This window comes from Desulfovibrio desulfuricans (genome assembly GCF_004801255.1).
GTDB classification, from domain to species: Bacteria; Desulfobacterota; Desulfovibrionia; order Desulfovibrionales; family Desulfovibrionaceae; genus Desulfovibrio; species Desulfovibrio desulfuricans_C.
This window is the reverse complement of sequence record NZ_CP036295.1, coordinates 531,852-557,596: the sequence shown is the minus strand read 5'-3', so window position 1 is coordinate 557,596 and position 25,745 is coordinate 531,852. Positions and strand designations below refer to the sequence as shown.

The window sequence follows — 25,745 nt, the reverse complement described above, 5'->3', positions numbered from 1 at the left end:
CATTCAAGCCGGTTGACAGACCTTGTCCGTCGTGGCTTGGGCATAGTGTAACTACACATTACTGTATATCAATAAAAGTTTGAGGTGCGCCTACTCAGCGGTCTTTTTGAAGGGCAGAACTTTGCCGCCGCTAAAATCCTTCTGAATTTGCGCAGCTGTTTCGGCTGCGGCAATGGCGACGGGATTATCCGCGAGATGAGCATAGCGTGCTGTTGTCGCCGCCTGAGTATGTCCAAGGATGGCCCCGATAACGGGCAGGCTCTTGCCAGAACATGCGGCATAACTGGCATAGGCGTGGCGTAAATCATGAATACGCCAGCCTGTAAGCCGGGCAGTTTCGAGAAGTCGCCTCCATGTATCTTTGACGTTTACAATGTGCCCAGTTCCTCTCCTGCCCGGAAAACAGTATTCATTAATGTGAGGGAGCGAGGCCAGCACAGCGAGTGCTGGCGGAGGGAGGTGGAGCGCCTTTGCACCTGTCTTTGAGTCTGGAAGGTTGGCAATTCCCCTATCATTGTCAACATAGTCCCATTTGAGGGTAAGCACTTCCATGCACCGCGCACCAGTAAAAAGCATTAGCTTAAGGGCGGCGGCAATAGTGGGGTCAAAAGCCGTTATTTTGCCCGTTTTAGGATCTGCATAGCCATGAGCTTCCATTACAAGGAAGGCATTCCCCAATGCTTCCAGTTCTTCCCGCCCCATGAAGACCTTGCGTTTTTTTTCTTCATACTTCTCAAGGCCAACAACAGGATTACTTCCACGATCTCGATATCCGTTTTTTTCGCACCAGCCAAAAAACTTTGATAGCAGAGCCGCCATTCGATTCGCTTGGTACGGAGTGTCTTTCATCACGTAGTGAAGAGAGGCGACGTGTCGATACTGGACCGCTCCAACTTTAATGTTTCCCATGGCTGGGAAAATATACTGCATTGCTATTCGGTGGTATGCAGCTGATGTGCTATTTTTTACTTTTGTGTCATGCTGTTCAAAAAAAGATGTAAAGGCTACTTGTATTGTTGGTGCAATCTTATCCTCGTTTATCAGCTCTGCAGGATCTTCTCCAAGGGCAACTTGAGCGGCTCTCTGCTTGGCAACATTGCGAGCCTGCTCAACTGACATAGTTGGAAATGTTCCGAGACGGAGCCACCTTTTTGTGGCCGCTCGCCCCTTTCCAGCCCTGTAAACCAGATAAAAAGATTTATCGCCAGAGGCCCCAATCCGTACAGCAAAGCCTGTTACATCTTTATCAAACACGGCATACCGCTTCCCTGTGGCTTGCAGCGCCTCAATGTTTTTTTTTGTCAGCTTCATTTTCGGGCACCTCCTACTGGATTTTCTGGGCTACCACCGGGCTACCACGCGAAAAGAAAACTAAGGAAAATTCCTACGACACAATGCTATACTAACTAGCCGAATTATCAGAATAGTGCAACATGATGAAAAGCAAAGAAAATAAAACCGCACGACTGTTAATCACTAGGTTGGCGGTTCAAGTCCGTCTCGGGGAGCCAAAGAAATCAAGCCCTTGCAGCTAATAGCCGCGAGGGCTTTTTCTGTTTATATGCGTTTTATCCCGCCCCTGCCCCGCTATTTCAGGTTATGGAGGGGTAAGCAGGGGTAATGTGCAAAGCGGCAAAACGTGGCAGCCTGTCGCCCATCGGCAGCGCTGGCGGATATAGCGCCCATATACCAATTCAGGCATATCACGCCGCGCTCCAGCCAGTTTCGGATCAATTTTTGTCGACGTATTGGCTTGCCCCGGCCCCCTCCTCACTGCTAACTTCGTCGGCAACCCATTGACTCACCTAAACACCTTTACAAAAGTTATCTGCCCAAAATGACTATCGACTTTAATCAAATTGAATCCCGCCTCTGGGCTGCCGCCGACCAGTTGTGGGCTAACACCGGGCTGAAGCCCTCCGAATTTTCCAATCCGGTTTTGGGGTTGATATTCCTGCGCTACGCGGAAAGAAAATTTCTGGAAGCTGAGGCCGCGTTAATCGCGAAAGGGCTGGACGCTGCCGAGATCGAGAAGTTCGACTATCAGGCGGAGGGCGCACTCTACCTGTCTGCCAATGCCCGCTTTTCCTACCTGCTCAACCTGGCCGAAGGGCAAGACGTAGGCAAAGCCATCAATGAGGCCATGGCGGCTGTTGAGCAGGAAAACGAAGAACTGAAGGGCGTGCTGCCCCGCTCCTACGGCAAGCTCCCCAACCCCGTCCTGATCGAATTGCTGCGCCTGATGAACAGCCTCGGGGAGATCGAAGGGGACGCCTTTGGCAAAATTTACGAGTACTTCCTCGGCAAGTTCGCAATGGCTGAAGGCCAGAAGGGCGGCGTGTTCTACACCCCGACCAGTATTGTTCAACTGATCGTCGAAATCATCGAGCCCTTCCACGGCAAAATATTTGATCCGGCCTGCGGTTCCGGGGGTATGTTTGTTCAGAGCGCCGCCTTCGTGCAGCGCCGCAACAAACGCGCCAGCGAACAACTCACCGTCTTTGGCGCCGAGAAGGCCAACGACACGGTGAAGCTCGCCAAAATGAACCTTGCGGTGCATGGCCTCTCGGGGGACATCCGGGAATCCAACTCCTACTACGAAGACCCGCACAAGGCCCTCGGCAGGTCCGATTTCGTCATGGCCAACCCGCCCTTCAATGTCTCGGGCGTCGATAAGAAGCGTGTGAAGGATGACCCAAGGTTCCCCTTTGGCATCCCGACCCCTGACAACGCCAACTACCTATGGATTCAGCTTTTCTACACCGCCCTGAACAAGACGGGCCGCGCCGGCTTTGTCATGGCGAACTCGGCGGGGGACGCACGGGGAGCGGAACTGGAAATCCGCAAAAAGCTGATCCAGAGCGGCGGCGTGGATGTGATCGTATCGGTCGGTCCCAACTTCTTCTACACCGTGACCCTGCCGTGTACCCTGTGGTTCTTCGACAAGGGCAAGACCAAGGGCGAGCGCAAGGACCAGGTGCTGTTCATTGACGCACGGAGCATCTATCGGCAGGTCAGCAAGGCAATCCGCGAGTTTCTGCCCGAGCAGATCGAGTTTCTCTCCAACATCGTGCGTCTATGGCGTGGAGAGGCGGTCGAAACGTGCGCGGGGAGCCAGGAAATGCTCCAGCAGCATTTCCCCGAGGGGGCCTATCAAGACATCGCCGGCATGTGCAAGGTGGCGACGCTGGCCGACATTGAAGGCCAAGGATGGAGCCTGAATCCGGGGCGGTATGTGGGGGTGGCGAATCGGGCAATAGAAGATTTTGATTTCGTAGAACGCCTTGAAGAATTGAATGAGGAGTTTGAAGGGCTTAATAATGAGGCGAGAGAGTTGGAGAAGTTGCTCTCTAGTAATCTGACAAAGTTGATGGGGGCAAGCTAAAGTGGAAACTCGTTGGCCCCTTGCCACGATTGATTCGCTCTGTACTAGCGTTACGAGTGGCGGCACTCCCTCACGCTCAAATCCAGCTTACTACAAAAACGGCACAATCCCTTGGATTAAGACTGGTGAGCTGAAGGATTGGTATATCGACTCCATCCAGGAGCAGATCACCGAAGTTGCACTTCGTGAATCATCTGCCAAATTGTTTCCCAATGACACAGTCTTATTTGCTATGTATGGAGACGGCAAGACAATGGGTAGCGTGGGATTGTTACGTAAACCCTGCGCAACCAACCAAGCTTGCTGCGCAATGCTCGCAGACTCTTCAAAATGCGATGCTAAATTCCTTCTGTATTCGTTGATCTATTTTCGTCCAGCAATACTCAAACTTACAATTGCAGGAGCACAAAGAAACCTCAACGGAACAACGATTAAGCAATTCAAAATTGGTGTACCTCCGATCCCGACCCAGCGCCGTATCGCCTCTATCCTGTCCGCCTACGACGAGCTGATCGAGAACAACACGCGGCGAATTGCCATACTTGAGGAAATGGCCCGGCGAATCTATGAGGAGTGGTTTGTCCGCTTCCGTTTTCCGGGGCATGAACAGGTAAAGATGGTGGAGTCTGAGCTTGGGTTGATCCCGGAGGGTTGGTCACTTTGTAGGCTTGATGAACTCTACAAGACCGCATCAGGAGGCACTCCAAGTCGCCAGCGAGCCGAATATTTTGGTGGCAATATCCACTGGGTGAAGACACAAGAGCTTCAAAACAACTGGATTTTTGAGACCTCTGAAAAAATTACGGAGATTGGATTAGCCAACTCATCAGCCAAGATATTTCCTACAGGGACAGTCCTAGTGGCAATGTATGGAGCAACGATAGGCCAACTAGGTATCCTTGGTGTAGCAGCTGCAACGAATCAAGCTTGTTGTGCAGTTATCCCCAGGTTAGAAAACTTCGGAACAACTTACGCATACTTGACGCTGCAAGTTCGTCGGCAGGAACTCATTGATTTACGTGCAGGGGCCGCCCAACAAAATATTAACCAGATAGTGGTGAGGCAATTCCCAATGTTGGTTCCAAGCGACCATTCGCTGCTCCCTCGTTTCACTGCGACAGTTACCCCTCTCCTTGAACTGTCATCAGTGCTTCAACGAACCAACGCCAACCTCCGCGCCACCCGCGACCTCCTGCTCCCAAAGCTCATCTCCGGCGAAATCGACGTTTCCACCCTGCCCGAACCTGAGGAGGTCATCACGGCATGACTAGCGCTCTCACAGCCAAGCAAGTATCCGCCTCCTACGGGGAACTCCCCCTGGTCGAGCTACACGCGATCAGCTGTTTTGCATCCCTTGGCTGGGAGACGGCCAACCTCTACAACGAGACCTTCGGGCCGGATGGCACGGAAGGCCGCACGTCTGCCGCCGGGGTCATCCTTGTACCCCGGCTTCGCAAGGCGCTGGAACGCATCAATCCCGGTTACCCGGCCACTGCCTATGATCAGGCCATCGAGCAACTGACGGAGGATCGCTCGAAGCAGATTCCCGTCAACGCCAACCAGGCCTTCTACAAGCTGCTGCGGGACCGGGTGAAGGTTGTGCTTACCGACGACAAAGGCAACCCGCAGACGGTTGAACTTTCTGTCATCGACTGGAGCAACCCTGAAAACAACGATTTTTTTCTTGCACAGCAGATGTGGGTATCGGGCGAGATGTACAAGCGCCGCTGCGACCTGCTCGGCTTTGTCAACGGCATACCCCTGATCTTCATCGAACTGAAGGGCCCGCACGTTCCCCTGAAGTCTGCCTACGACGACAACCTGAAGGACTACAAGGGCCAGAGCATCCCGCAGCTCTTCCACCCCAATGCCTTCATCCTGCTGTCCAACGGCTCGCAGACCCGTGTGGGCACCCTGACCAGCCCCTGGGAACATTTTTTTGAATGGCGGCGGATCGACGATGAAACAGAGGCCGGTTCCACCAGCCTTGAGACCGCCATTCGCGGTCTCTGCGACAAACGGCGGCTGCTCGACATTGTGGAAAACTTCACCCTGTTCGAGCTGGCGCGCGGCGGCCTGATCAAAAAGATGGCCAAAAACCACCAGTACCTGGGCGTAAACAGGGCCATTGCCCAGATGATCACGCTGCGAAAATCCGGAGATGTGGAAGCAGCCAAGAAGCTTGGCGTCTTCTGGCACACGCAGGGGAGCGGCAAGAGCATTTCCATGGTGTTCTTCACCCAGAAGATTCTGCGCACCCTGCCCGGCAAGTGGACCTTTGTGATCGTTACCGACCGCTCCGAACTGGACGATCAAATCTACAAGACCTTCACGGCAACCGGCGCGATCACGGGGGCGGAAGTGCAGGCCAGCAGCGGGGAAAACCTGAAGTTGCTGCTGTCGCAGGATCACCGCTACGTCTTTAGCCTGATACAGAAGTTCCACACGGACAAGGGCGTGGCTTACCCGCAGATATCGGACCGCAGCGACATTATCGTGATCACCGACGAGGCCCACCGCAGCCAGTACGACATCTTCGCGCTGAACATGCGCAATGCCCTGCCCAATGCCGCCTTTCTCGGCTTTACCGGAACGCCGCTGATTGCCGGGGAGGAAGAACGAACCCGCGAAGTATTTGGCGACTACGTCTCGGTCTATGACTTTGCCCGATCCATCGAGGATGGGGCCACGGTGCCGCTCTACTACGAAAACCGGACGCCGGAACTGCAGATCACCAACGAAAACCTGAACAGGGACATCGAGAACCTCCTCGAAAAAGCCGAGCTTGACGAGGCCCAGGAAAAGAAGCTGGAGCGGGAATTTGCCCGCGAGTACCACCTGATTACCCGCAATGAGCGGCTGGAGACCATCGCCGCCGATCTGGTGAAGCATTTTCTCGGTCGAGGCTATCGTGGCAAGGCCATGATGGTCTGCATCGACAAGGCCACGGCTGTACGGATGTACGACAAGGTGCAAGCCCTCTGGAAGCAACAGCTGGCTGATCTGCGCAAGCAGCTGAAGACAGCCGCCGGGGACGCCAGAGAAGTGCTCGCCGAAAAAATCATGGTCATGCAGAGCACCGATATGGCCGTGATTGTGTCGCAAGGCCAGAACGAAGTTGAAGACCTCAAGGCCAGGGGGCTAAATATCGTTCCGCACCGTCAGCGGATGCTCAGCGAGGATCTGGACGAAAAGTTCAAGGACCCCGACAGTTCTCTGCGTCTGGTCTTCGTCTGCGCCATGTGGATTACCGGCTTTGACGTGCCGACCTGCTCGACCCTGTACCTCGACAAGCCAATGCGGAACCACACCCTGATGCAGACCATTGCTCGGGCCAACCGTGTGGCGCCGGGCAAGAGCGCCGGTCTGATTGTCGATTATGTGGGTATTTTCCGCAACCTTCAGGATGCCCTGCGCATCTACGCCAAGCCCAATCAGCCGGGGCAAATGCCCATCAAGGACAAGGCGGCTCTGGTGGCGCAACTGAAGGAGCTGCTCAAGCAAGCACAATCGTTCTGTGGGGCCCTCGGAATCGATCTGACGGGGGTCGTAAACACTCCGCCGGAAAAACGCCTGGAGGCCCTGCAAAAGGCCATGGACGTGATCCTTGAAGCCGGGGAAGACACGGTCAAGGCATACCTGCTCCTGGCCGGTCAGGTGGCTAGAACCTTCAAGGCGATCCTTCCCGATGCCGAGGCCAATGCTTACGCCCCCATGTCTGTTCTGGTGTCTTACCTCGGGGCAATGATCAAGGCGCTGCGCCCTGCGCCGGACATCTCCGGGGTGATGAGCGACCTGGATGCCCTGCTGGATGACTCCATTGCAACCGAAGGCTACCGCATCGGGGACCGCCCGGCGGCTGAAGCCCTGATCGACCTCTCGCAGATCGATTTTGCCGCTCTTCAGCAGAAGTTTGCGCTGGGTAAAAAAGCTACCGAGACCGAAAAGCTCAAGGGGCAGATTGAGAAAAAACTGGAGAAGATGGTCCGGGAGAACAAGGGACGGATCGACTTCATGGAGACGTTCAAGAAGCTGATCGACAGCTACAACGCCTCCAGCCACAACCTCGAAGCCTTTTTCAAGGATTTGATGGATTTTGCCCAGAACCTGACGCAAGAGGAACAACGGGCACACCGGGAAAACCTCACCGAGGAGGAGCTGGCCATCTTCGACCTGCTGACGCAGCCCGAGCCGGAACTGAGCGACAAAGAAAAAGGCGAGGTCAAAAAGGTGGCCAAGGAGCTTTTGGCCAAACTGAAAGCCGAAAAGCTGGTGCTGGATTGGCGACTGAAGGCCCAGACCAAGGCTGACGTTGAGCGAACCATCCGGGACTTCTACATCAAGCTGCCGACAGTCTACACGCCCGACCTGAAAAAGGACAAACGGGTGAAGACCTACGCGCACATCTATGAAAACTACTTTGGGGCGGGGCAGAGCATCTACCAGCAAGCCACGGGCACCGTGTGTTAACGCTGAACAATATGCCGACGCGTAGCGGCGCTTACTGCCCCAATAAAACCTGTACCCCTTGCCCCCATCAAATCGGGCTTATGACCAGATTGTTGAATGCAAAATATTTGTAAAATAAAACCATAACATTACAATCAGTTATAAACTGTTGCGCTTTTGTATTCAAAACTTGCGCAACATCGTGTAATCATACGTCAGCAGCACTTGTTCATGCCGCGCTTTATGGCCGCTGTGCCCCGCAGGCTTGGAGCTATGTTGTATTCTTTTCACACCATGGTGAATTAATGCCCGCAGATGAACGCAGCACCTGGCCCACCAACGGCTCGCCACGCGGCAACAACCGACGCACATTTTTCATTACCGCGTCGTCTCTCTTTTTTTTGCTGGCGCTTATCTGGTCGGCAACCCTGTGGGATCTCTCCCGGTCCGAAAAAGAAGTTCAATCCACCATTGAAATCACCACGCGCACGCTGGCCCGCGCCCTGAGCGAGCACATGATGTCCACGGTCAAGCGGCTCGAGCTCACGGCACGCGAGCTTGACGACGCATGGACGCCCGGCACGGACAACATCGATGCGCAGGCGAACCGCCTTAAAAAAAGCATTGGCGACCTCGCCCTGCAAATCACCATTGTAAACGCCGACGGAATGGTCCGCTATTCCACGCTGCCCCTCACTGCCGCAGTCAGTATTGCAGACCGCGAGCATTTCAGGGTGCACCTCACCCCGCCCTGGCGTGATGTTTACGTGGGCAAACCCGTGTTGGGGCGGGTTTCCGGCAAATGGACAATCCAGTTTTCAAGCCCCATTGTGCGCGACGACAAACTTGTGGGCGTTATTGTCCTTTCGGTAGAGCCGAGCTACTTTGCATCTTTTTTTCGCAGTCTTGGTCTGGACGATCTGGATTCCATCGATGTCATACGCTCAGACGGCACGCTGCTTGTACGCTCCACAGGCAACGGGCTTGTCTACGGGCACGTAATACGGGATACGGCCTATCTTGATGCAAATTCGCCCGTCAGCGGCAACTTCAGACGCCCTTCGCAAATTGACGGCATCGAGCGCATTTTTGGCTACTACAAGCTCAACCAGTACGGCATGGTCTTTGTGGTGGGCAGCGCTGTGGCCAACGCCTTTACGCCCTTTGAGCAAATACGGCACGTCACGCTGTGGGGGGCCTCGCTGGTATCGGCCCTGCTGGTGGCGCTGGCCCTGCTTGCTTACGACAGCCTGCGCCGGCGCGACGATGCCAACAGGCAGCTGGCGCTGACCGGGCAGGTTTTTGATTTTACCGGCGAGGCCATCTGCATTACGGACAGTGAAACCAATATCCTCGCGGTCAACGATTCATTTTGCCGCCTCACGGGCTATGCGCAATCCGAGATTCTGGGCATGACCCCGAGGGAGCTGGCTTCTGGCCGCCACGGGCAGGAATTCTACCGGCATATGTGGGATCAGCTGCTCGCCAAGGGCTGGTGGGAGGGCGAAATATGGAACCGCAAAAAAGACGGAACCTACTATCTGGAATGGCTCAACATCAAGGTTGTGCGCGACCTGCGCGGCGACATCACCAATTATATCGGCGTATTTGCCGACATTAAAAAAATTGCCGTCACCCAGCGGCGCATCGAGTTTCTGGCAACCCACGACGAGCTTACCGAGCTGCCCAACCGCGCCGTATTCTGCGACCGCCTGAACAAACTGCTGGAGTCATGCCCCTCGACGGGCTGCCAATTTGCCATCGCCTTTATTGACATTGACGATTTTAAAATCGTCAACGATTCCATCGGGCATGCCGCTGGCGACAACCTGCTGAAAGAAATGGCCAGACGCCTCACCGCCGCTGCGGGCAACAAGGCCACCGTCTCGCGCTTCGGGGGCGACGAGTTTACGCTGCTGCTTGAAGACGCCGACGCCCAGAAGGCCACGTCCATCGCCCAGCAGATCATAGAATCGTTGCGGCAACCAATCACTGTCAGCGAGTATGAGATCTACACCGGGGTTAGCATCGGCATAGCCCTGCACCCCGGGCACGGCAACGACATCAGCAGCCTGCTGCAAAATGCCGACATCGCCATGTACCATGCCAAGGAACAAGGCAAAAACACTTACAGTTTCTTTAACGACGACCTGCAGATCAAGGCGGCCATACAACTGCAGATAGAGAGCGGCCTGCCCCGCGCCATCACCGACAACGAGCTTGTGCTGCACTACCAGCCGCAGGTGGCGCTTGATACAGGGCGGGTAGTTGGGCTTGAAGCCCTGGTGCGCTGGCAGCATCCGCACGACGGGCTGCTGTTCCCCGGCAAGTTTATTCCGCAGGCGGAAAAAAGCCGTCTTATCGACAAGCTGGGCGAATGGGTCGCCGACAGCGCCGCCGCACAGGTGGAGCGGTGGCTTGCCGCTGGCATAACCCCGCCCAAGGTGTCCATCAACATTTCGCCCTCGCAGTTTTTGCGGGGCGCGGCATTGCCCATGATAGAGCGCATCCTTGCCAAATACGCCATACCGCCGCACCTGCTGGCCATTGAACTGACCGAAAGCGCCCTGATGACCGACCCCAAGGAAGCCCGCAACGCCCTGGGAAAATTCAGGGATATGGGTCTGGAAATTTCCATTGACGATTTTGGCACCGGGTTTTCGTCGCTGTCTTCACTGCGCCACTACCCCATCAGTCTGCTGAAAATTGACCAGTCCTTTGTGCGCGATCTCAATCAGGCCCCGGACGCCTGCGCCATCACGCAAACGGTTATTGATCTGGCAAGATACCTCGGCATCCTGTCCATAGCAGAGGGCATTGAAAACGAAGGCCAGTATACAAAAATCAAGATGATGGGCTGCAATGTCGGGCAGGGCTTCTTTTTTTCAAAGGCCCTCTCGGTGGCGGATCTGGAACAAAAAGGCATTGTCGCTGCCGGGCCGACGACCATCAGGCCCGACAGCTAGCGGGCCATAGCGGGCTCAGGCAAGCACAACGGCATTTTTGCCCAGGGCCTTGGCGGCGTACAGGGCGGTATCTGCCGCGCTCAACAGGTCAAACCGGCGCTCCTTGCCCGAAGGGACAAGAGCGGCAACCCCGGCGCTGATGGTAACCACGGTGCGCTGGCGGCCCTTCGTCTGGCCAGGACCTGCGGGTTCAAGGCCTGCGGGTTCAAGGCCCGCGTGCTCAATGCCTGTCTGCTCAAAAGACCTGCGCACGTCTTCGGCCAGGGCCGTCGCAGCAGCCCCGTCCATGCCCGGCAGGATCATGGCAAATTCCTCGCCGCCATAACGGGCGGCCACGTCCATGGCACGCCGCGTATGCGCCTTGAGCACCTGCGCCAGCGCTTGCAGGCAGGCGTCGCCCACCTGATGTCCATACCTGTCGTTGTAGTGCTTGAAGTCGTCAACATCCAGAATTACCACCGCCATGGGCTGCTGCAGACGCATGGCCCTGTCCCACTCGCTTTTATAGGCCGCGTCAAACTTGCGGCGATTGGCAAGGCTGGTGAGGGCGTCAGTCTCGGACATGGCCTGCAGCTCTTCATTGGCGCAGCGCAGCTCCGCCTCCATGCGGGCAAAGGTCATGGCGATAATGCTGAACGTCACAATCGGCGTGATCACCGTTGCCATCAAAAACAGCAGTTTGGCCGTATCGTCCGGCCCGGACGGCAGACAGCTTCCGGCGTGCAGGGCCTTGTAGGCGCGCACGACAAACATCACGCAAAGCAGAAGAAACAACACGGAAAAAACAGACTGCGTTGCGTGTCGTTTCCATTTTTTTGAGGCATAGGGTTCTACAGCGATGCGAAAAGAAAAGAAGGCCATACCCGTTGAAAATATAACGACACGCGCGCACGTATCATAATCCACAAACATATAATATGCCATTAGCAACAAAATAACGGCAAAAGCGGTAATATTTACAGCCATGCGCTTTTTATGCGGAACACCGCCGTACAACAGCAACCCCCTGTACAGCAACACTCCGTGAAGCAGCATAAGCACCGAACCAAAATACAGTGAAAGCACTATATCCAGTGGTCTAAAATAATTTAACAGCAACCCTGCAGACCATGACACCTGCGCCAGAGTCATATTGCCGAATCCAGGGTACGTACGGCGGTACAATGCGGTGTAAACAAGAACTGCAGACAAAGACAAATAAAGAATTGCCACGAGAAACGCCATCGTATAGGCATCAAAGTTACGCAACAGTTCCGACATGTTGGATCCATCAGGGTTAAAATCTGCGCGCGCTGTCTGCTAAGATATAATTTGTTAAAATTAGCACGAGACTCAACACCTGAAAAGCTGCCTGTGCCGACCCTTTGAGCCAGTTTTTTTCAACGCAGCATGTCTTTAGCATTGATAATTATATAATTAATTAAAATAATTGATTATAAATCCACTGATATGCGCCATATATTTTTATTGATAACAAAACATCCGATAAAATAAATTTCTTTCCTGTCAAAGGCTCAGACCGTAATGGCGGCCATCTCCATTTTATAGCAAAAGACTACATTTTGCCGGGCGGCCTGTCCAGACACGCGAGGGCATGGGACTCAGGCCGCAAATCAACGCCAGCAAAACAGCACAGCACTGGGGGCCATCGGAGTAAAAGAGGCGCAAGGGGGGGGTATACGCTGCCGAGAGCAAGGTTGACCCAAGTAGGGAATCACGCGTACTTCCAAGGGCGTGGATTGTCGCCCTGCCCTGCAGGCAGCCTGTGTACCCGGTATATAGACCCCACGGTGGACTGCGAATACTGTATGGATGTTCCCGCTCTTGTTGTTGTGCTTGCCTGGTTTGCAGGCGGTTTTGTCTCCGGCGCAAGCGGCATCGGCGGCGCTATGATCGCCCTGCCCGTTGCCGCCCTGTTTATTCCCATTCAGGACGTCATCGCCCTGAGCTGCATCCTCAACATTGCCATGGATGGTATGATTGCGGCCCTGCACTTCAGGCATTGCAAGGTGCGGGCGCTCTATCCCATGTTTGCTGGGGCCATACCAGGTTCGATCATCGGCCTGTTCATCCTGCAGATGGTTCCGGGCAGCATGCTTCAGGGGCTGACGGGGCTGTTGCTGCTGGCCTTTGTGCTGTGGCAGCGCAAGGGCTCATTTAGCCAGCCGGGGCGCGAATCGTGGCTCGCGGGCGGCATGGCGGGCTTTGCCTCGGGCGTGCTGGGGTCGGCCATCTCGTTTGATGGGCCGCCGGTGGGCGCATACGGCCTGTATGCTGGCTGGGCGCCGCGAACATTTCTTGGCACGCTGGGCGTCTTTTTTGTCATCCGCGCGTCGCTCACCTGCGTGCTGCAGGCCGGGGCCGGGCTCTACACCCCCGAGGTGCTGCGCTATGCCGCATACGGCCTGCCTGCCACCATGCTGGGTACCCTCTGCGCCTTCCCCTTTGTAAAACGCATCGACCCCGCTCCCTTTCGCAATGTGCTGCAAGGCATTATTGCCATAGCGGCCCTTGTGTGCATCTGGCGGGCATGGCTATAAGCCCGCCCCCACGGCGACCGCCCCCGCAAGGGGGCTTTTTTATGCCCTCGGGCCAGCAGATTTACAGCCTGCGCCAGCCAGACCTGAAATTTGCCCGGCAAATAAAAGCTGCGGACCTTTTGATACAATTTTGCAAATCAAACTGGCTTTACACGCCCAATGAAACAATAATGTTTTAATATTTCATAGCGAAACTGTATTAAATAATTCAACGCTCTAAAATAACACGCTTTTAAGTTTTGGCAGCCATCTTGCACTACCTTCTGTAAATCTGGAGGTTTTTTGTATGAACATGCTGCTAAAAAAATTCATGTTTGGCGCTGCGCTTGCCGGTTCCCTTATGCTTGGCGCCAATGCGGCGCACGCCGACCTGCTTGCAGACATCAAGGCCAAAGGCGAAATCGTCATTGGCACAGAAGCCCGTTTTACCCCATTTGAATTTATGGAAAACGGCAAAATTGTCGGCTACAGCACCGATATGCTTGATATTATCATGAAGGACATGCCCGGCGTCAAAGTCAAGCGCATGGACATTCCCTTTCAGGGCATCCTGCCCGGCCTGAGCGCAAAAAAGTTTGACTATATCGTCACATCTGTCACTGCCACCAGGGAACGCAAAGAACATTACGCCCTCAGCGTACCCGTGGCCGACGCCACTGTGGCCATGCTGGTGCGGGCCGACAGCCCCTTTGCCAAGCCGGAAGACCTGAACGGCAAAACCGTTGGCTGTCAGACCGGCTCCGCCCAGATCAAGGCCATTGACCTGCTGGCCGAAAAACTGGGCGGCAAGGACAAGATCAAGGTCAAGGAATATGTGGCCTTTGACGAAGCCTATGCCGACCTTGCCGCTGGCCGCCTTGACGGCGTGGCGCAGTCCTACCCCAACCTTGCCGACGTCATCAAGCGCCGCCCCGGCGTGTTCAAAATTCTCACCCCTCCCTTCGGCCCCAAGGTGTACTTTACCTGGGTCGGCCGTAACGACGCAGACAGCGCAAGCCTTGTGGCCTTTTTTGACGACGGCCTGCGCAAGCTTATCACCAGCGGCAAGATGGCCGAACTGCAGAAAAAATGGTTTGGCTTTACCATGGAAATTCCCACCGATCTGCCCAATCCCGTGCAATAGCCAGCACGCGTCGTCATGAGCAAGGCCCCGGTCGTTTGAGGCCGGGGCCTGTTTTTTCGCCCCAATCCATTCAGGAGACATGCCATGTGCCCGGTCAATTCCCTCAAGTCGCCGCGCTTTTGCGGCATCCGTACATTTATGCGGCAATCAGCCGCCACGGACGAAACCCCACAGGCCGATGTCTCGGTCATTGGCGTGCCCTTTGACAGCGGCGTGTCGTACCGACCGGGCACCCGGTTTGGCCCGGCGGCCATCCGCGAGGCATCCACGCTGCTCAAGCCCTACTGCCCCGAGCTGGATGTGGATGTGGACGAGCACTTCAGCATTGCCGATCACGGCGACATAGACACCATCCCCGGCTACATGGAAGACAGCTTTGCCGCCATCACCAGCAGCCTGACGCCTTTTTTTGCCGCAAAAACCCTGCCCGTCATTCTGGGCGGCGACCACAGCATAAGCCTGCCAAACCTGCGCGCCGTGCATGCGGCCATGGGGCCCGTGGCTCTGCTGCACTTTGACGCGCACAGCGACACCATACCCAGCTATTACGGCAAGCCATACAACCACGGCACGCCCTTTTACTGGGCGCTTAAAGAAGGCCTGATCCTCCCCCAGCACTCTACCCAGATCGGCATACGCGGGCCGCTCTACAGCCGCGAGGCGCTCGACTGGCCCCGCCAGCAAGGGCTGCGCATTATCATGGGGCACGAGGCGCACGCCATGGGCCTGCAGGCGGTGATACGCGAGGCGCTGGCGCGCATCGGCGACGCCCCGGTGTTTTTGAGCTTCGACATTGATTTTCTTGATGCGGCATACGCCCCCGGTACCGGCACGCCAGAGGTGGAGGGCTTTACCACCTACGAGGCCATGACCCTGGTGCGCGGTATTTGCAGCAAGTGCCGCACCGTGGGCATGGATCTGGTCGAGGTGTTGCCCGACAAGGATGTGGCCGGCATTACCGCCCTGGCTGGCGCATCGGTGGTATTTGCCTTTTTGGCGGCCCATGCCGCGTGGAAGCGCACGCAGACGCCCGGCAACGGCTAAACGCAAAACAAAAATGTTTTGCAAGCCCCCGATTTTCCAGGTTTGAAACATTTTTGTTTTACATCACTGCGCAAAAAACGGGAAAAGTTCATCTAACTATTTATAATAACATATATTCATTGCAACGGCACGCGATTTGCTCATAACAGTCTATCTTCAGGCAGGCAGCAACCCGTGCAGGGTAGGCGTCAAAGCGCCGCTACCGGCTGAAACCGGACAACAGTGTGGGCGCGCCCACTGCAGGCTACCATGAACGAAGTCGGATTTATCCTTTCCATAATGCCAGGGCTGCTCCACGGCGCAATTACTTCGGTTTTTGTGGCCCTGGCTGCGATATCGCTTGGCGTTATCCTGGGCATTACGGTGTGCCAGATGCGCCGCTCGCAATACTGGCCGCTGGTGCGGGCGGCGGGGCTGTACATCAGCTTTTTGCGGGGCATACCCGTGCTGGTGATCCTGTTTTTGCTGTTCTACCTGCCCTCTGCGGTAAATATTGAAGTTCCCTCGCTGCTGGTCGCCGTGCTGGCCCTTGGCCTCAACACCAGCGCCTTTCAGGCCGAGATATACCGTGGCGGTTTCAATTCCATACCAGCAGGGCAGATTGAGGCCGCCAAGGCTCTGGGCCTGAGCCGCATGCGCATCCTCACGCGCATCCAGCTGCCGCAGGTGCTCTCGCTGACCGGGCCGGAGCTCGTCAACGAGTTTATCATCCTGTTCAAAAACTCCTCGCTCATATCCGTTATCGGCGTCACCGAACTCATGCGCCGCAGCGAGCAGCTTGTATCCACAACCTACAAACCAGTGGAAGTGTATCTTGCCGCCGCCATTATCTATCTGGCCCTGTGCCTGATCATCTCCCGCCTGGGCGAGCGCCTCAAGGGGAAGCACTGATGGATGCACTCACAACCTTTTTGCTGCGCTGGCAGAGTTTTTTGGCTGAAAACGGAGCGGATTTTGCCGCGGCCCTGTGGGTTACCATTCGCATAAGCCTGGTCGCCATTGTCTGTGGGCTGATTCTTGGCTTTGCCGCCGAGCTTGGCCGCCGCATCTGCCCCTGGCTGCGCAGACCCGTGGCCTGCTATGTCGAATTTTTTCGCGGGACGCCGCTGCTCATCCAGCTTTACCTGCTCTATTACGGCGGCCCACGCGTCGGCATAGTGCTGGATGCTGAGCCAGCGGGCATGCTGGGCATGTCCTTGTACGCGGCGGCGTATTTTTGCGAAATCTTCCGCGCCGGGTTTGAATCCATCCCCGAGGGTCAACGCGAGGCGGCCCACTGTCTGGGCATACGCCCGTGGCGCAGGCTGTGGCGCATAGAGCTGCCGCAAATGGCGCAGATAGTGCTGCCGCCCGCCGTCAACCAGATCATCACGCTCATCAAGGATTCGGCCGTGCTGTCCATCATCACGGTGGCGGAGCTGACCAAAACAGCCACCCGCATCATGAACATCAGCTTTGAAATCGTCATGCCGCTTTGCCTGCTGGCCCTGCTCTACTGGATAATATCCGAGGCCGTGGCCGTCGTGTCCGGCAAGGCCGAAGCACGCCTGACCAGGCATCTGACGCGCTAAAGGAGAACACGCCCATGGAAGAAACAATCACCCCGGCCATCAAGATCAGCGATGTGCGTAAGCGGTATGGGCAACATGAGGTGCTTCAGGGCATAGATATGGAAGTGATGCCCAGAGAGGTCGTCTGTCTTATAGGCCCCTCGGGTTCAGGCAAGAGCACCCTGCTGCGCTGCGTAAATTTTCTGGAAGTCTACGACGAGGGCGAAATTTTGGTTGAAGGCGCGCTGATGGGCTACGAGATGCAATACAACGGCACCCGCCGCCGGGCTGGCGAGGCGCGCATCCGCGACAGCAGGCGTGATCTGGGCATGGTTTTTCAGCATTTCAACCTGTGGCCGCACATGACGGCAATGGAAAACGTCACCGAGGCGCTCATTTCCGTTGCGGGCAAGCCCCGCGCGACGGCGGAAAAAAAGGGCATGGAATGCCTTGAACGCGTGGGCCTTGCGGAAAAGGCGCACAGTTACCCGGCCAAGCTCTCCGGCGGGCAGCAGCAGCGGGTAGCCATTGCCCGTGCCCTCGCCATGGAGCCGCGCATCATGCTGTTTGACGAGCCGACATCAGCCCTTGACCCCGAGCTGGTGGGCGATGTGCTGCAGGTTATGCGCAGCCTTGCTGGCGACGGCATGACCATGCTCATCGTGACCCACGAGATGGGCTTTGCCGCCGAGGTGGCCGACCGGGTCGTGTTTATGGAAGACGGGTCTGTGGTTGAGCAGGGGCCGCCCGACAAACTTTTTCATTCGCCCGAAAGCCCCCGGCTTGCGGCATTTTTAAAAAGCTGGACGCACCGCAACGGTCAGGTCGCCTGACCAGCGGCAGGAGAAAACATCGCATGAGCCAATACATCACCATACCAGGACGCTGCGGCGACGCCGCCGTTGTACGCGCCGGAGAACGCATTGAAATCGTCAACATCACCGGCGAGCAGGTGGTGGACACCTGGGCCTTTAACCTGCGCAACCCGCTTGAATACATGTCCATGCAGCATGTGCGCCCGGACCTCAACAAGGGCGTCCCCGGCCCCGGCGACAGGCTGGTGACCAACTACCGCCGCCCCGTGCTCACCATGCTCGAAGACACCAGCAACGGCGCGCACGACACCTTTATGGCCGCCTGCGACATATACCGTTACATGGGCCTTGGCGTGCAGGGCTACCACGCCAACTGCACGGACAACATGTACGCGGCCCTGCGCAATGTGGGCATAAACGTAAATTTTTGCCCCTGCCCGCTGAACCTGTGGATGAACACCCCCATTGTGGACAACGCAGCCCGGTGGCTGCCGCCCCTGAGCAAGCCGGGCGACCATGTGCTGTTGGAGGCGCACTTTGACTGCGTGGTGGTCATGTCCGCCTGCCCGCAGGATATTTTGCCCATTAACGGCAAAAACTGCGTGCCCTCGGACGTGCAATACAGGGTTTGCGCGGCCTGACCGCGTCCATGCCCGGGGCGCCCCCGCGCCAGGGCACCCCTCTGCGCCGCAATACGGCACAAACCAAATCGACCGAGTTTTACCGGCCCAACCATCGAGGTTTATATGTCTGTCAAACAGCCCCCCAGCGCTTCTTCATCCCCGCGATTTTGCAATACCGGCAATTTTATGCGCATGCAGCGCCTGGACGACCCCCTGGGCATGGATTTTGCGGTTTTTGGCATCCCTTTTGACACGGGCAGCTCCTACCGCACCGGTTCGCGCTTCGGGCCCTCCGCCATCCGGCACATCTCAAGCATGATCAAACCCAACAACGTCGTCTTTGAGGTCAATATTCTTGGCGAACTGGCTGGCGGCGACTTTGGCGACGTCAATATCATACCCGGATATATCGAGCAGTCCTACGAGGCCATCACCCAGTTCATGCAACCCCTGCTTGACGCAGACGTTGTACCGCTGGGCCTTGGCGGCGACCACGCCATCACCCTGGCCGAGCTGCGCGCCGTTGCCGCCCGGCACGGCAAGGTAAGCCTGCTGCACTTTGACTCGCACCTGGACCTGAACGAATCCGTGTTCGGCCAGCCCTACAACCACGGCACGCCCTTTCGCCGCGCTCTCGAAGAAGGGCTCATCGACCCCGCAACCTCCATCCAGCTGGGCATGCGCGGCTCGCTCTACGACCCGGACGACTTCAAGATTGCCGCTGATCTGGGTTTCAAGGTGCTGCCCGCGCACGTCATGCGCGAGATGGGCCTGCCCGCGGTTGTCGAAGCCATCAAGCAGAGGGTAGGCGACACAAAGGTGTTCCTTACCTTTGACATTGATTTTGTAGACCCCGCCTACGCCCCCGGCACGGGCACGCCCGAGGTCGGCGGTTTTACCTCGTGGGAGGTGCTGAGCATCGTGCGCGCGCTCAAAAACCTGCACTATGTGGGGTTTGACATTGTAGAGGTCATGCCCGGCATTGATCAGGCCGAGCTGACCGCCTATCTTGCCGCCAACATCGGCTTTGAATTTTTGTCCATCCTTGCCTTTCAGAAAAAAAGCGGCTTGCGCTAGCAGGCTGCCCCGCAACCACGCTACCACTTCAGCGGCGCCGTTCCGAACCCTCACAGAACTGCGCCGCTGTTTTTTGCCCTGCCGGGGCGATAAACCGCTAACCAGCTACCCTCTGAAAAAATGGCGACGGTACTGGTATGGGCTGAGCCCCAGCCGCCGCGCAAAAGTTTTGCGCAACCTGTCCTCGCTGCCAAAGCCGGACAGTCTGGCCACCTCGGCAAACGAATCCACGCCCGACTCCACAAGCTCGCGGGCCCGCGAAAGGCGCAGCCCTTCCACAAAGCGCGCAGGGCTGCTGCCCGTTTCAGCAGGAAACACCCGCGCAAAAGACCTCGGGCTCATGTGCGCAACCTCGGCCAGCCGCTCAACGGTCAGGTCGCCGTCAATATTAGCCTCCATCCACTGCACAAGCCCGGCAAACCTGCCCGCATGGGCCTGCGCCGCCAGCACGGCGCTGTACTGGCTCTGGTTGCCCGGTCGGCGGCGGTACAGCAGCAGCATGCGCGCCACATCCCCTGCCAGCCTGCCGCCGTAGTCCTCCTCCACCATGTCCAGCGCCAGATCTATGCCAGCCGTTACGCCCCCGCTGGTCGAGGTATTGCCGTCGCGCACAAAGATGGCGTCAGCCTCCACCTGTATTTGCGGGTAGCGCTCCGCCAGCCGGGAGGCAGCCAGCCAGTGCGTTGCGGCCCTTTTGCCGTCCAGCAGACCGCAGGCCGCCAGCACAAACGCCCCTGTGCACACGCCCGCTATGCGGCTTGCCTGCGCTGCCGCCGCGCGCACCTGCCGCCCCACCTGAGGGTCTTCAGCGGCGGATTCCGCATCCGGGCCGCCTGGCACCAACAGGATGTCGGGGCGGGTGCTCCCGAGCGTCACCTCCGCTATCAGGCTCAGACCGGAAGCCGAACGCACGGAACCGCAGCGGGTGGCCGCAAACGCCGGCATATAGCCCTCATTATGCCTGTTGCCGAGCTTAAGCAGTTGGGTTGCCGTCGCAAACACCTCCAGCGGGCCAGTTACGTCCAGAGCGACAATGCCGGGGTAGAGAAAAATGACAAGATTCTGCTTCATGCGGGCAGCGTAAAAGATGCCCGCTCTGGCAGCAATGACAATAAACAGCCTTTTTATGCCAGCATGTCCGCAAAGGGCATCCATACGGCCAGTCCTGCGGCTCCGTAAAGCAAAAGCCGCCGGGCACGCCAACAAGGCATGTCCGGCGGCCCGACAAACCGCATGCGGGGCAAAAAGCCCTGACGGTTACTGCTTCTTTTTTTCGCGGGTCTGCTTGGTGGGGCTGGCGGCAGCCTTGGCTGACGCAGGAGCCTTTGTGGACATGCTGCGCAACGCGGCCTTGGCGTCCGGGTCGCCGTTTTTGGCAGCCAGCTGGTACCAGCGGTTGGCCTCGGTCAGGTTGCGCGGAACGCCCGTGCCCTGCTCGTACATGAGGCCAAGGCTGTACTGGGCGGCAGCTTCGTTCTGCTCCGCAGCCTTGCGGTACCAGTCCACCGCCTGGGTATAATCCTGGGCAATGCCCCGCCCCTGTTCGTACATGTAGCCAAGGTTGTACTGCGCTTCGGAATAGCCCTGTTCGGCGGCACGAGTGTACCACTGCACGGCCTTGGCCGGATCCTGGGCGTAGCCGCGCCCCTCGGCGTACATGTAGGCAAGGTTGTTCTGCGCCTTGGCGTGGTCCTGCTCCGCAGCCTTTTCAAACCAGTGGGCAGCCTTGGTGTCGCTCTGGTTTTCGCCCTTGGCGTTCATGTACGTCCAGCCGAGCGAATACTGCGCCGAGGCCAGGCCCTGATTGGCCGCGCGCGTGTACCAGTCGATGGCGGCGCTTTCGTCCTTGGGCAGCCCCTTGCCGTAAGCATAGAGATAGCCCAGATTGAACTGGGCCATGGCCAGCCCCTGATCGGCGGCCTTGCGGAACCAGCGTGCGGCCTCGTGAAAATTGCGGGGCACGCCGTCGCCGGTAACCAGCGAGGTGGCCCACGAATTCATGGCGCTGACATCGCCCTTTTCCGCAGCAAGGCGGAAAAATTCCGCCGCGCGGGTGTTGTTTTTCTTTACGCCCTTTCCTTCAAGAATCAGGCGCCCCATGACGTAGAGGGCCTCGGCATTGCCGCTGTCCACCAACGGCTTGAGGATGCGCACGGCCTGATCATAGTCGGCCTTGTCCAGGGCGGCCTGCGCATCGCGCAGGGTGGAGGCGTCGTCCGCCCAAGCCATGCCACCCACAAGCAGCACCGAGCAAAAGACCGCAGCCATCAACAGCGACAACGAAAAAACACGAACTTGCATGAGTTACAGACTCTTCAGCATTTTCAGCCAGTAAGGGTTAGGGCCCCCCTGCACGGTCAGGGCCTGCTGCGCACAGTATGCCCGGCGCGCCTGCTGCACTTTGTCGCTCATCCACCAGGCCAGCGGGTCCTTCCAGACTTCGGCGGCCTTGGCGGCGGCTTTTTGGGGCGTCTCGTGCCATATACCCGCCTGGGCCAGCATGTCCAGCAGCGCCGTGGCATCGCTCGTAAGCGCCCATGCCTCGCGCCGCCAAAACAGCACCATGGGAATATTGGCCACCAGCGATTCCAGCAGGGTGGTTCCGTTATGGTCAAGCACCAGCAGACGGCAGGCGTACAGGTGCTTTGACAGCATGCCTGTGGCCATGCGCACCAGAGGGAAGCGCGCCAGCACCCAGTCGGCGTCGCGCAGCGAACCGGGCACGGGGAAGTAGGGACGGTACAGCGAACAGGCCTGCACATCGCGCCCCAGCGCCGCAAAAAAACGTCCTTTGTCCTTGCGGTATTCCACTACCTGCAAGGGCGAGGGGTGCGCGTCCAGCCGGTAGGGAAATGCGGGCATTTCCGTACCCACAAACAGCAGGTTTTCGCCCTGCTGTCCCTGCCAGCGGCCTTCCAGACCATCCAGCTGCGGGTACGGCAGGGGCACAAAATTGCCCGCGCTGCCCTTGTGCTCTTTCCAGCCCCAGGTTCCAAAGGCGTGCTGGCTGTATTCCACCATCTCGACGTCGGACACGCAACGCACCTGTCCATAGTCGCTGCCGTGCTGCACATACATCAGGCGGTTGCCCCGACCGCGCCACCTGGCCAGCGACTGCCGGTAAGCGGCATCTTCGTAAGCCATCACGCTAGCCACGCGCAGACGCGGCCCCAGCGGATCAGGCGTTAACCTGGCGGGATGAACCTGGTTGGCCAGCAATTGCGGCAGCGACGCCATAAACAGGGTCACAAGGGTACGCGCAAAGTTATCCGGGAAATCGGCGGCTATGCCCGTGACGGCGCTGCTGTACTCCACCTGCGGACGAGACATGTCCGGCCCCTTGCTGCGGTGCAGCAAGGCCAGCGAAAAGCGCAGGCTCTGCCCGATGCTCATGCCCTTAAGACGCGGGCAAGGCAGGCGCAGCATCAGCTTGCGCAGCACCTCGCGCAGTTTTTCCTTGCCGGAGAGCGGCTCCTGCTCACCGTAACTTTTCTGCACGGCAGGCAGGTACTCCATGCTCCAGGCAGCGGGAAAAACCTCTTCCAGCAGGCGCGAAAACAGCCAGTGGTTGTATGAATGGCCCAGTGCCCCGTGCAGGACAAAATCCGGCCCGGTGGCAAAGGTAAGGGAGCAGTTCCTCGGCAGCAGGGGCACGTGCAGGGGCTCCTGCCCCCAGCTCTGCACCATGGCCTTGACCCGCCACCAGCGCTCCACCACCTGCTTGGCGACGTTCATGGCCCATGGCGTCAGCAGGGTTTCCCAGTAAGCGGCGGGCAGTGTGCGGGCATGCGGGCACAGACGGTCTGCAATGTGGGGCAGAATGTCCGCGCAGAGGGCCTTGACCTCCTTGCAGGCCCGCAACTGCAAATCAAAGTCCACCAGCGGTTCGGGAGCAAAGGTAAAGGTTTTGTCCCAGTCGGGAAAAAACTCCTCCTGCTCGGCAAAACACCAAGGCCCGGCCGCGCGAAAAAGCGCGGGGTCGGCCTTGAGGGGCATACGCCCAAGAACAAGGGTTACGCGCCCGTTGCTCATGATCAGGCCCTGTCGAGGTCGGGCCAGGAAAGCACGGTGTCTTCGGCCAGATCACGGCGGGCGCGCATGCCCAGCACCTCGTCGTAATTGCGGGGTGAAATGCCGTGGGCAGGGCGCTTCCAGGTGAGGTCGGCCGCAGTAAGGGGCTGACCGGCGGGTACGGCGCGGGCCGTCACCAGCGAGCGGCGGGCGTGCTGGCGGGCGGGTTCTTCTTCAGGCAGGGCGCGCAGCTCCATGTCGCCAACGCTGGCAAGGGTTGCGTTGAGCCTTTTGTAAAAATGCTTGAGGTCTTCCTTGTCCATGGCGTGGTAATGGTCGTTGCCGGGCAGGGTTTTGTCGTGCGAAAAATGCTTTTCAAGAATACGCGCCCCAAGCAGGGTCGCGGTTTCCAGTATGTGCATGTCCTTGGGCAGGGTGTGATCGGAGTAGCCGATGGTGTGCTGCGGAAAATGCCGCTTGAGCGCGGGTATCATGCCCAGGGCCGCGTTTTCATCGGCAGTGGGATAGTTGAGCACGCAGTGCAGCAGGGCCAGCTTGTTGCCTTTTTCTTCAATCCACTCAACAGCTTCGGCGATTTCATGCAAATGGGCCGCGCCGGTGGACATAATGATGGGCTTTTTAAAATCGCACAGTATGCGGATAAAAGGCTTGTTGGTGATGTCTGACGAGGAAATTTTGAACACGTCCATGAGATCGTTAAGAAAATGCGCAGACTCAACGTCAAAGGGCGTGGACATAAAGGCAATGCCTGCGGCGTCGCAATACTTTTTGAGCGCTTCAAATTCGTTTTTCCAGAACGAGTCGTGCTTCTTGAACAGCTCGTACTGGCTGGAGGTCGGCTCCTTGGATGTGTCCCAGTACGCGGGCGAATCCTTGGAGGCCAGGGTTCCTGCCTTGTAGGTCTGAAACTTGATGGCGTCCGCGCCGCCCTCGGCGGCTTCGTCAACCAGCCGACGGGCAATATCCATGCTGCCCTCGTGGTTTACGCCAGCCTCGGCAATGACATAGGGCACGGGGATGCGGGTGTCCTGGGTGGGAACGTCAAATATTTCCATGAGTTTCATGCTCATTTCCTCGCTGATGAATGATGGGTGAAAACTATACTCCCGCATGCGGCAAAAGAAAAGCGTGGGAGGTGGTCATTATTATAACATGCCAGTATAATTTATAATTTTAACAAGGCACAAAACAGCCTTCGCCAGCTTTACCTGCGGGCGGGCAGCGGCTATCTTGTTTGCTCAAACCCATAAAGGATGCATACATGTCGCAAAGCAAGGCTCTCCGTATTGTTCTGGCCACACACAACGCCGGCAAGGTTCGCGAGCTGGCCGCCCCCCTGACCGAGTTTGGCGTGGAGGTTCTGGGCCTCTCGTCCTTTCCCGAGATAGGCGAAATTGAAGAAACCGGAACCACCTTTGAAGAAAACGCCCTCATCAAGGCGCGGGCCGTGGCGGCCCTGACCGGCCTTGTAAGCGTTGCCGACGACTCCGGACTTGAGGTGGACGCGCTCTCCAAGGCCCCCGGCGTTTATTCCGCCCGCTATTCCGACGACTGGCAAAGCCAGCCCGGCGAAAGCCGTGATGCCCGCAATATACGCAAGCTGCTGCACGAAATGGCCAATGTGCCTGCGGACAAGCGCGGCTGCCGCTTTGTCAGCTGCATGGCCGCCGTCAGACCCGACGGCAAGGAGCTGGTCGTGCGCGGCACCTGGGAAGGTCAGCTGCTTGAAAGCCGGCGAGGCGACAACGGTTTTGGTTATGACCCTCTTTTTTTTGACAAACTTATTGGAAAAACCGCAGCGGAGCTGACAAGGGACGAAAAAAACTCCCGCAGCCATCGCGGCAACGCCCTGCGCGCTCTGCTGGCCCGCTGGACTGAATTTATGCAATAGCATGCTGGCGCTGCGGCGGGCGGGGAGGTTACCTGCCTGTCGCAGACCCGCCCGCCTCAACAGCCTGCCCCCGATTGCCTGACGTGTTGCCCTGGCAGTCTGCCCTGCCGCAAGGCTCCGACACAACACCCTGGCGGTTTTCGCCTACGCCCGCCCGCCTCCCCGCGTTTACCCTTCCGCGTCATCTATTGGCTGGCGGGTTGTCTAAACTTTTTTTGCTGTGTTCCGTTAAGGATCTTACAGGGCGTCA

At 57.6% G+C, this 25,745-nt stretch carries 19 protein-coding genes; 13 read left to right on the top strand and 6 right to left on the bottom strand.

Annotated features, from left to right (window positions below):
• Nucleotides 1-90 precede the first annotated feature (90 nt).
• Nucleotides 91-1,311, bottom strand: coding sequence for a tyrosine-type recombinase/integrase (locus DDIC_RS02190; protein WP_136398935.1), 1,221 nt, complete (start codon nt 1,309-1,311; stop codon nt 91-93).
• 526 nt (nt 1,312-1,837) lie between these two features.
• Here DDIC_RS02190 and DDIC_RS02185 point away from each other — a divergent pair.
• From DDIC_RS02185 to DDIC_RS02170, 4 genes are all read left to right on the top strand, one after another.
• Entirely contained in the window at nt 1,838-3,385 is a 1,548-nt protein-coding gene (locus DDIC_RS02185; RefSeq protein WP_136398934.1) for a type I restriction-modification system subunit M, read from the top strand.
• A 1-nt stretch (nt 3,386) separates the two neighbouring features.
• Nucleotides 3,387-4,652: a restriction endonuclease subunit S gene (locus DDIC_RS02180; RefSeq protein ID WP_136398933.1), complete on the top strand. Its 1,266-nt coding sequence runs from the start codon at nt 3,387-3,389 to the stop codon at nt 4,650-4,652.
• Nucleotides 4,649-7,855, top strand: a complete 3,207-nt coding sequence (locus DDIC_RS02175; protein ID WP_136398932.1) for a type I restriction endonuclease subunit R — start codon at nt 4,649-4,651, stop codon at nt 7,853-7,855. The genes DDIC_RS02180 and DDIC_RS02175 overlap by 4 nt, the downstream gene beginning before the upstream one ends.
• 284 nt (nt 7,856-8,139) lie before the next feature.
• The gene (locus DDIC_RS02170) at nt 8,140-10,800 is read left to right on the top strand and encodes a bifunctional diguanylate cyclase/phosphodiesterase (RefSeq protein ID WP_136398931.1); all 2,661 of its coding nucleotides are present in this window, start codon (nt 8,140-8,142) and stop codon (nt 10,798-10,800) included.
• A gap of 15 nt (nt 10,801-10,815) precedes the next feature.
• Here DDIC_RS02170 and DDIC_RS13750 read toward each other — a convergent pair whose 3' ends face one another.
• The gene (locus DDIC_RS13750) at nt 10,816-11,577 is read right to left on the bottom strand and encodes a GGDEF domain-containing protein (protein ID WP_168732442.1); all 762 of its coding nucleotides are present in this window, start codon (nt 11,575-11,577) and stop codon (nt 10,816-10,818) included.
• Nucleotides 11,578-12,608: 1,031 nt separating this feature from the next.
• Between DDIC_RS13750 and DDIC_RS02160 the strand changes: the two genes are divergently transcribed.
• The 8 genes from DDIC_RS02160 to speB (DDIC_RS02125) all read left to right on the top strand — a co-directional run bounded on the left by DDIC_RS02160 (nt 12,609) and on the right by speB (DDIC_RS02125) (nt 19,572).
• On the top strand, nt 12,609-13,340 hold the full coding sequence (locus DDIC_RS02160; protein ID WP_136398929.1) for a sulfite exporter TauE/SafE family protein: 732 nt from the start codon (nt 12,609-12,611) through the stop codon (nt 13,338-13,340).
• Between the two features lie 286 nt (nt 13,341-13,626).
• Nucleotides 13,627-14,463, top strand: a complete 837-nt coding sequence (locus DDIC_RS02155; protein WP_136398928.1) for a transporter substrate-binding domain-containing protein — start codon at nt 13,627-13,629, stop codon at nt 14,461-14,463.
• A gap of 84 nt (nt 14,464-14,547) precedes the next feature.
• On the top strand, nt 14,548-15,507 hold the full coding sequence (speB, locus tag DDIC_RS02150) for an agmatinase (RefSeq protein ID WP_136398927.1): 960 nt from the start codon (nt 14,548-14,550) through the stop codon (nt 15,505-15,507).
• Between the two features lie 249 nt (nt 15,508-15,756).
• Nucleotides 15,757-16,398 (top strand): amino acid ABC transporter permease, encoded by a 642-nt coding sequence (locus DDIC_RS02145; protein WP_136398926.1) that lies wholly within the window; start codon nt 15,757-15,759, stop codon nt 16,396-16,398.
• Entirely contained in the window at nt 16,398-17,078 is a 681-nt protein-coding gene (locus DDIC_RS02140; RefSeq protein WP_136398925.1) for an amino acid ABC transporter permease, read from the top strand. Before DDIC_RS02145 ends, DDIC_RS02140 begins: the two co-directional genes overlap by 1 nt.
• A gap of 14 nt (nt 17,079-17,092) precedes the next feature.
• A complete protein-coding gene (locus tag DDIC_RS02135) occupies nt 17,093-17,890 on the top strand; it encodes an amino acid ABC transporter ATP-binding protein (RefSeq protein ID WP_136398924.1) in 798 nt (265 codons plus the stop codon).
• 23 nt (nt 17,891-17,913) lie between these two features.
• Nucleotides 17,914-18,513, top strand: coding sequence for a DUF1989 domain-containing protein (locus tag DDIC_RS02130; RefSeq protein ID WP_136398923.1), 600 nt, complete (start codon nt 17,914-17,916; stop codon nt 18,511-18,513).
• A 105-nt stretch (nt 18,514-18,618) separates the two neighbouring features.
• Nucleotides 18,619-19,572: an agmatinase gene (gene speB, locus DDIC_RS02125; RefSeq protein ID WP_136398922.1), complete on the top strand. Its 954-nt coding sequence runs from the start codon at nt 18,619-18,621 to the stop codon at nt 19,570-19,572.
• A gap of 105 nt (nt 19,573-19,677) precedes the next feature.
• Here the strand turns inward: speB (DDIC_RS02125) and DDIC_RS02120 are convergent, their stop codons facing one another.
• The 4 genes from DDIC_RS02120 to DDIC_RS02105 form a co-directional block, all read right to left on the bottom strand.
• Nucleotides 19,678-20,727: a GlxA family transcriptional regulator gene (locus tag DDIC_RS02120; protein WP_247647519.1), complete on the bottom strand. Its 1,050-nt coding sequence runs from the start codon at nt 20,725-20,727 to the stop codon at nt 19,678-19,680.
• Nucleotides 20,728-20,829: 102 nt separating this feature from the next.
• The gene (locus tag DDIC_RS02115) at nt 20,830-21,873 is read right to left on the bottom strand and encodes a tetratricopeptide repeat protein (protein ID WP_136398921.1); all 1,044 of its coding nucleotides are present in this window, start codon (nt 21,871-21,873) and stop codon (nt 20,830-20,832) included.
• Nucleotides 21,874-21,876: 3 nt separating this feature from the next.
• On the bottom strand, nt 21,877-23,604 hold the full coding sequence (locus tag DDIC_RS02110; protein WP_136398920.1) for an LIC12162 family transferase: 1,728 nt from the start codon (nt 23,602-23,604) through the stop codon (nt 21,877-21,879).
• Between the two features lie 2 nt (nt 23,605-23,606).
• A complete protein-coding gene (locus tag DDIC_RS02105) occupies nt 23,607-24,668 on the bottom strand; it encodes an N-acetylneuraminate synthase family protein (RefSeq protein ID WP_136398919.1) in 1,062 nt (353 codons plus the stop codon).
• Nucleotides 24,669-24,865: 197 nt separating this feature from the next.
• Between DDIC_RS02105 and rdgB the strand changes: the two genes are divergently transcribed.
• On the top strand, nt 24,866-25,495 hold the full coding sequence (gene rdgB, locus DDIC_RS02100) for an RdgB/HAM1 family non-canonical purine NTP pyrophosphatase (RefSeq protein ID WP_136398918.1): 630 nt from the start codon (nt 24,866-24,868) through the stop codon (nt 25,493-25,495).
• The last annotated feature ends 250 nt before the right edge of the window (nt 25,496-25,745 follow it).

Excerpts from the sequence above, each read along its gene's own strand:
- DDIC_RS02190 (WP_136398935.1), bottom strand. The coding sequence starts at position 1,311 with ATGAAGCTGACAAAAAAAAACATTGAGGCGCTGCAAGCCACAGGGAAG.
- DDIC_RS02185 (WP_136398934.1), top strand. The coding sequence starts at position 1,838 with ATGACTATCGACTTTAATCAAATTGAATCCCGCCTCTGGGCTGCCGCC.
- DDIC_RS02175 (WP_136398932.1), top strand. The coding sequence starts at position 4,649 with ATGACTAGCGCTCTCACAGCCAAGCAAGTATCCGCCTCCTACGGGGAA.
- DDIC_RS02170 (WP_136398931.1), top strand. The coding sequence starts at position 8,140 with ATGCCCGCAGATGAACGCAGCACCTGGCCCACCAACGGCTCGCCACGC.
- DDIC_RS02160 (WP_136398929.1), top strand. The coding sequence starts at position 12,609 with ATGGATGTTCCCGCTCTTGTTGTTGTGCTTGCCTGGTTTGCAGGCGGT.
- DDIC_RS02155 (WP_136398928.1), top strand. The coding sequence starts at position 13,627 with ATGAACATGCTGCTAAAAAAATTCATGTTTGGCGCTGCGCTTGCCGGT.
- speB (WP_136398927.1), top strand. The coding sequence starts at position 14,548 with ATGTGCCCGGTCAATTCCCTCAAGTCGCCGCGCTTTTGCGGCATCCGT.
- DDIC_RS02145 (WP_136398926.1), top strand. The coding sequence starts at position 15,757 with ATGAACGAAGTCGGATTTATCCTTTCCATAATGCCAGGGCTGCTCCAC.
- DDIC_RS02140 (WP_136398925.1), top strand. The coding sequence starts at position 16,398 with ATGGATGCACTCACAACCTTTTTGCTGCGCTGGCAGAGTTTTTTGGCT.
- DDIC_RS02135 (WP_136398924.1), top strand. The coding sequence starts at position 17,093 with ATGGAAGAAACAATCACCCCGGCCATCAAGATCAGCGATGTGCGTAAG.
- DDIC_RS02130 (WP_136398923.1), top strand. The coding sequence starts at position 17,914 with ATGAGCCAATACATCACCATACCAGGACGCTGCGGCGACGCCGCCGTT.
- speB (WP_136398922.1), top strand. The coding sequence starts at position 18,619 with ATGTCTGTCAAACAGCCCCCCAGCGCTTCTTCATCCCCGCGATTTTGC.
- DDIC_RS02120 (WP_247647519.1), bottom strand. The coding sequence starts at position 20,727 with ATGGATGCCCTTTGCGGACATGCTGGCATAAAAAGGCTGTTTATTGTC.
- DDIC_RS02115 (WP_136398921.1), bottom strand. The coding sequence starts at position 21,873 with ATGCAAGTTCGTGTTTTTTCGTTGTCGCTGTTGATGGCTGCGGTCTTT.
- DDIC_RS02110 (WP_136398920.1), bottom strand. The coding sequence starts at position 23,604 with ATGAGCAACGGGCGCGTAACCCTTGTTCTTGGGCGTATGCCCCTCAAG.
- DDIC_RS02105 (WP_136398919.1), bottom strand. The coding sequence starts at position 24,668 with ATGAAACTCATGGAAATATTTGACGTTCCCACCCAGGACACCCGCATC.
- rdgB (WP_136398918.1), top strand. The coding sequence starts at position 24,866 with ATGTCGCAAAGCAAGGCTCTCCGTATTGTTCTGGCCACACACAACGCC.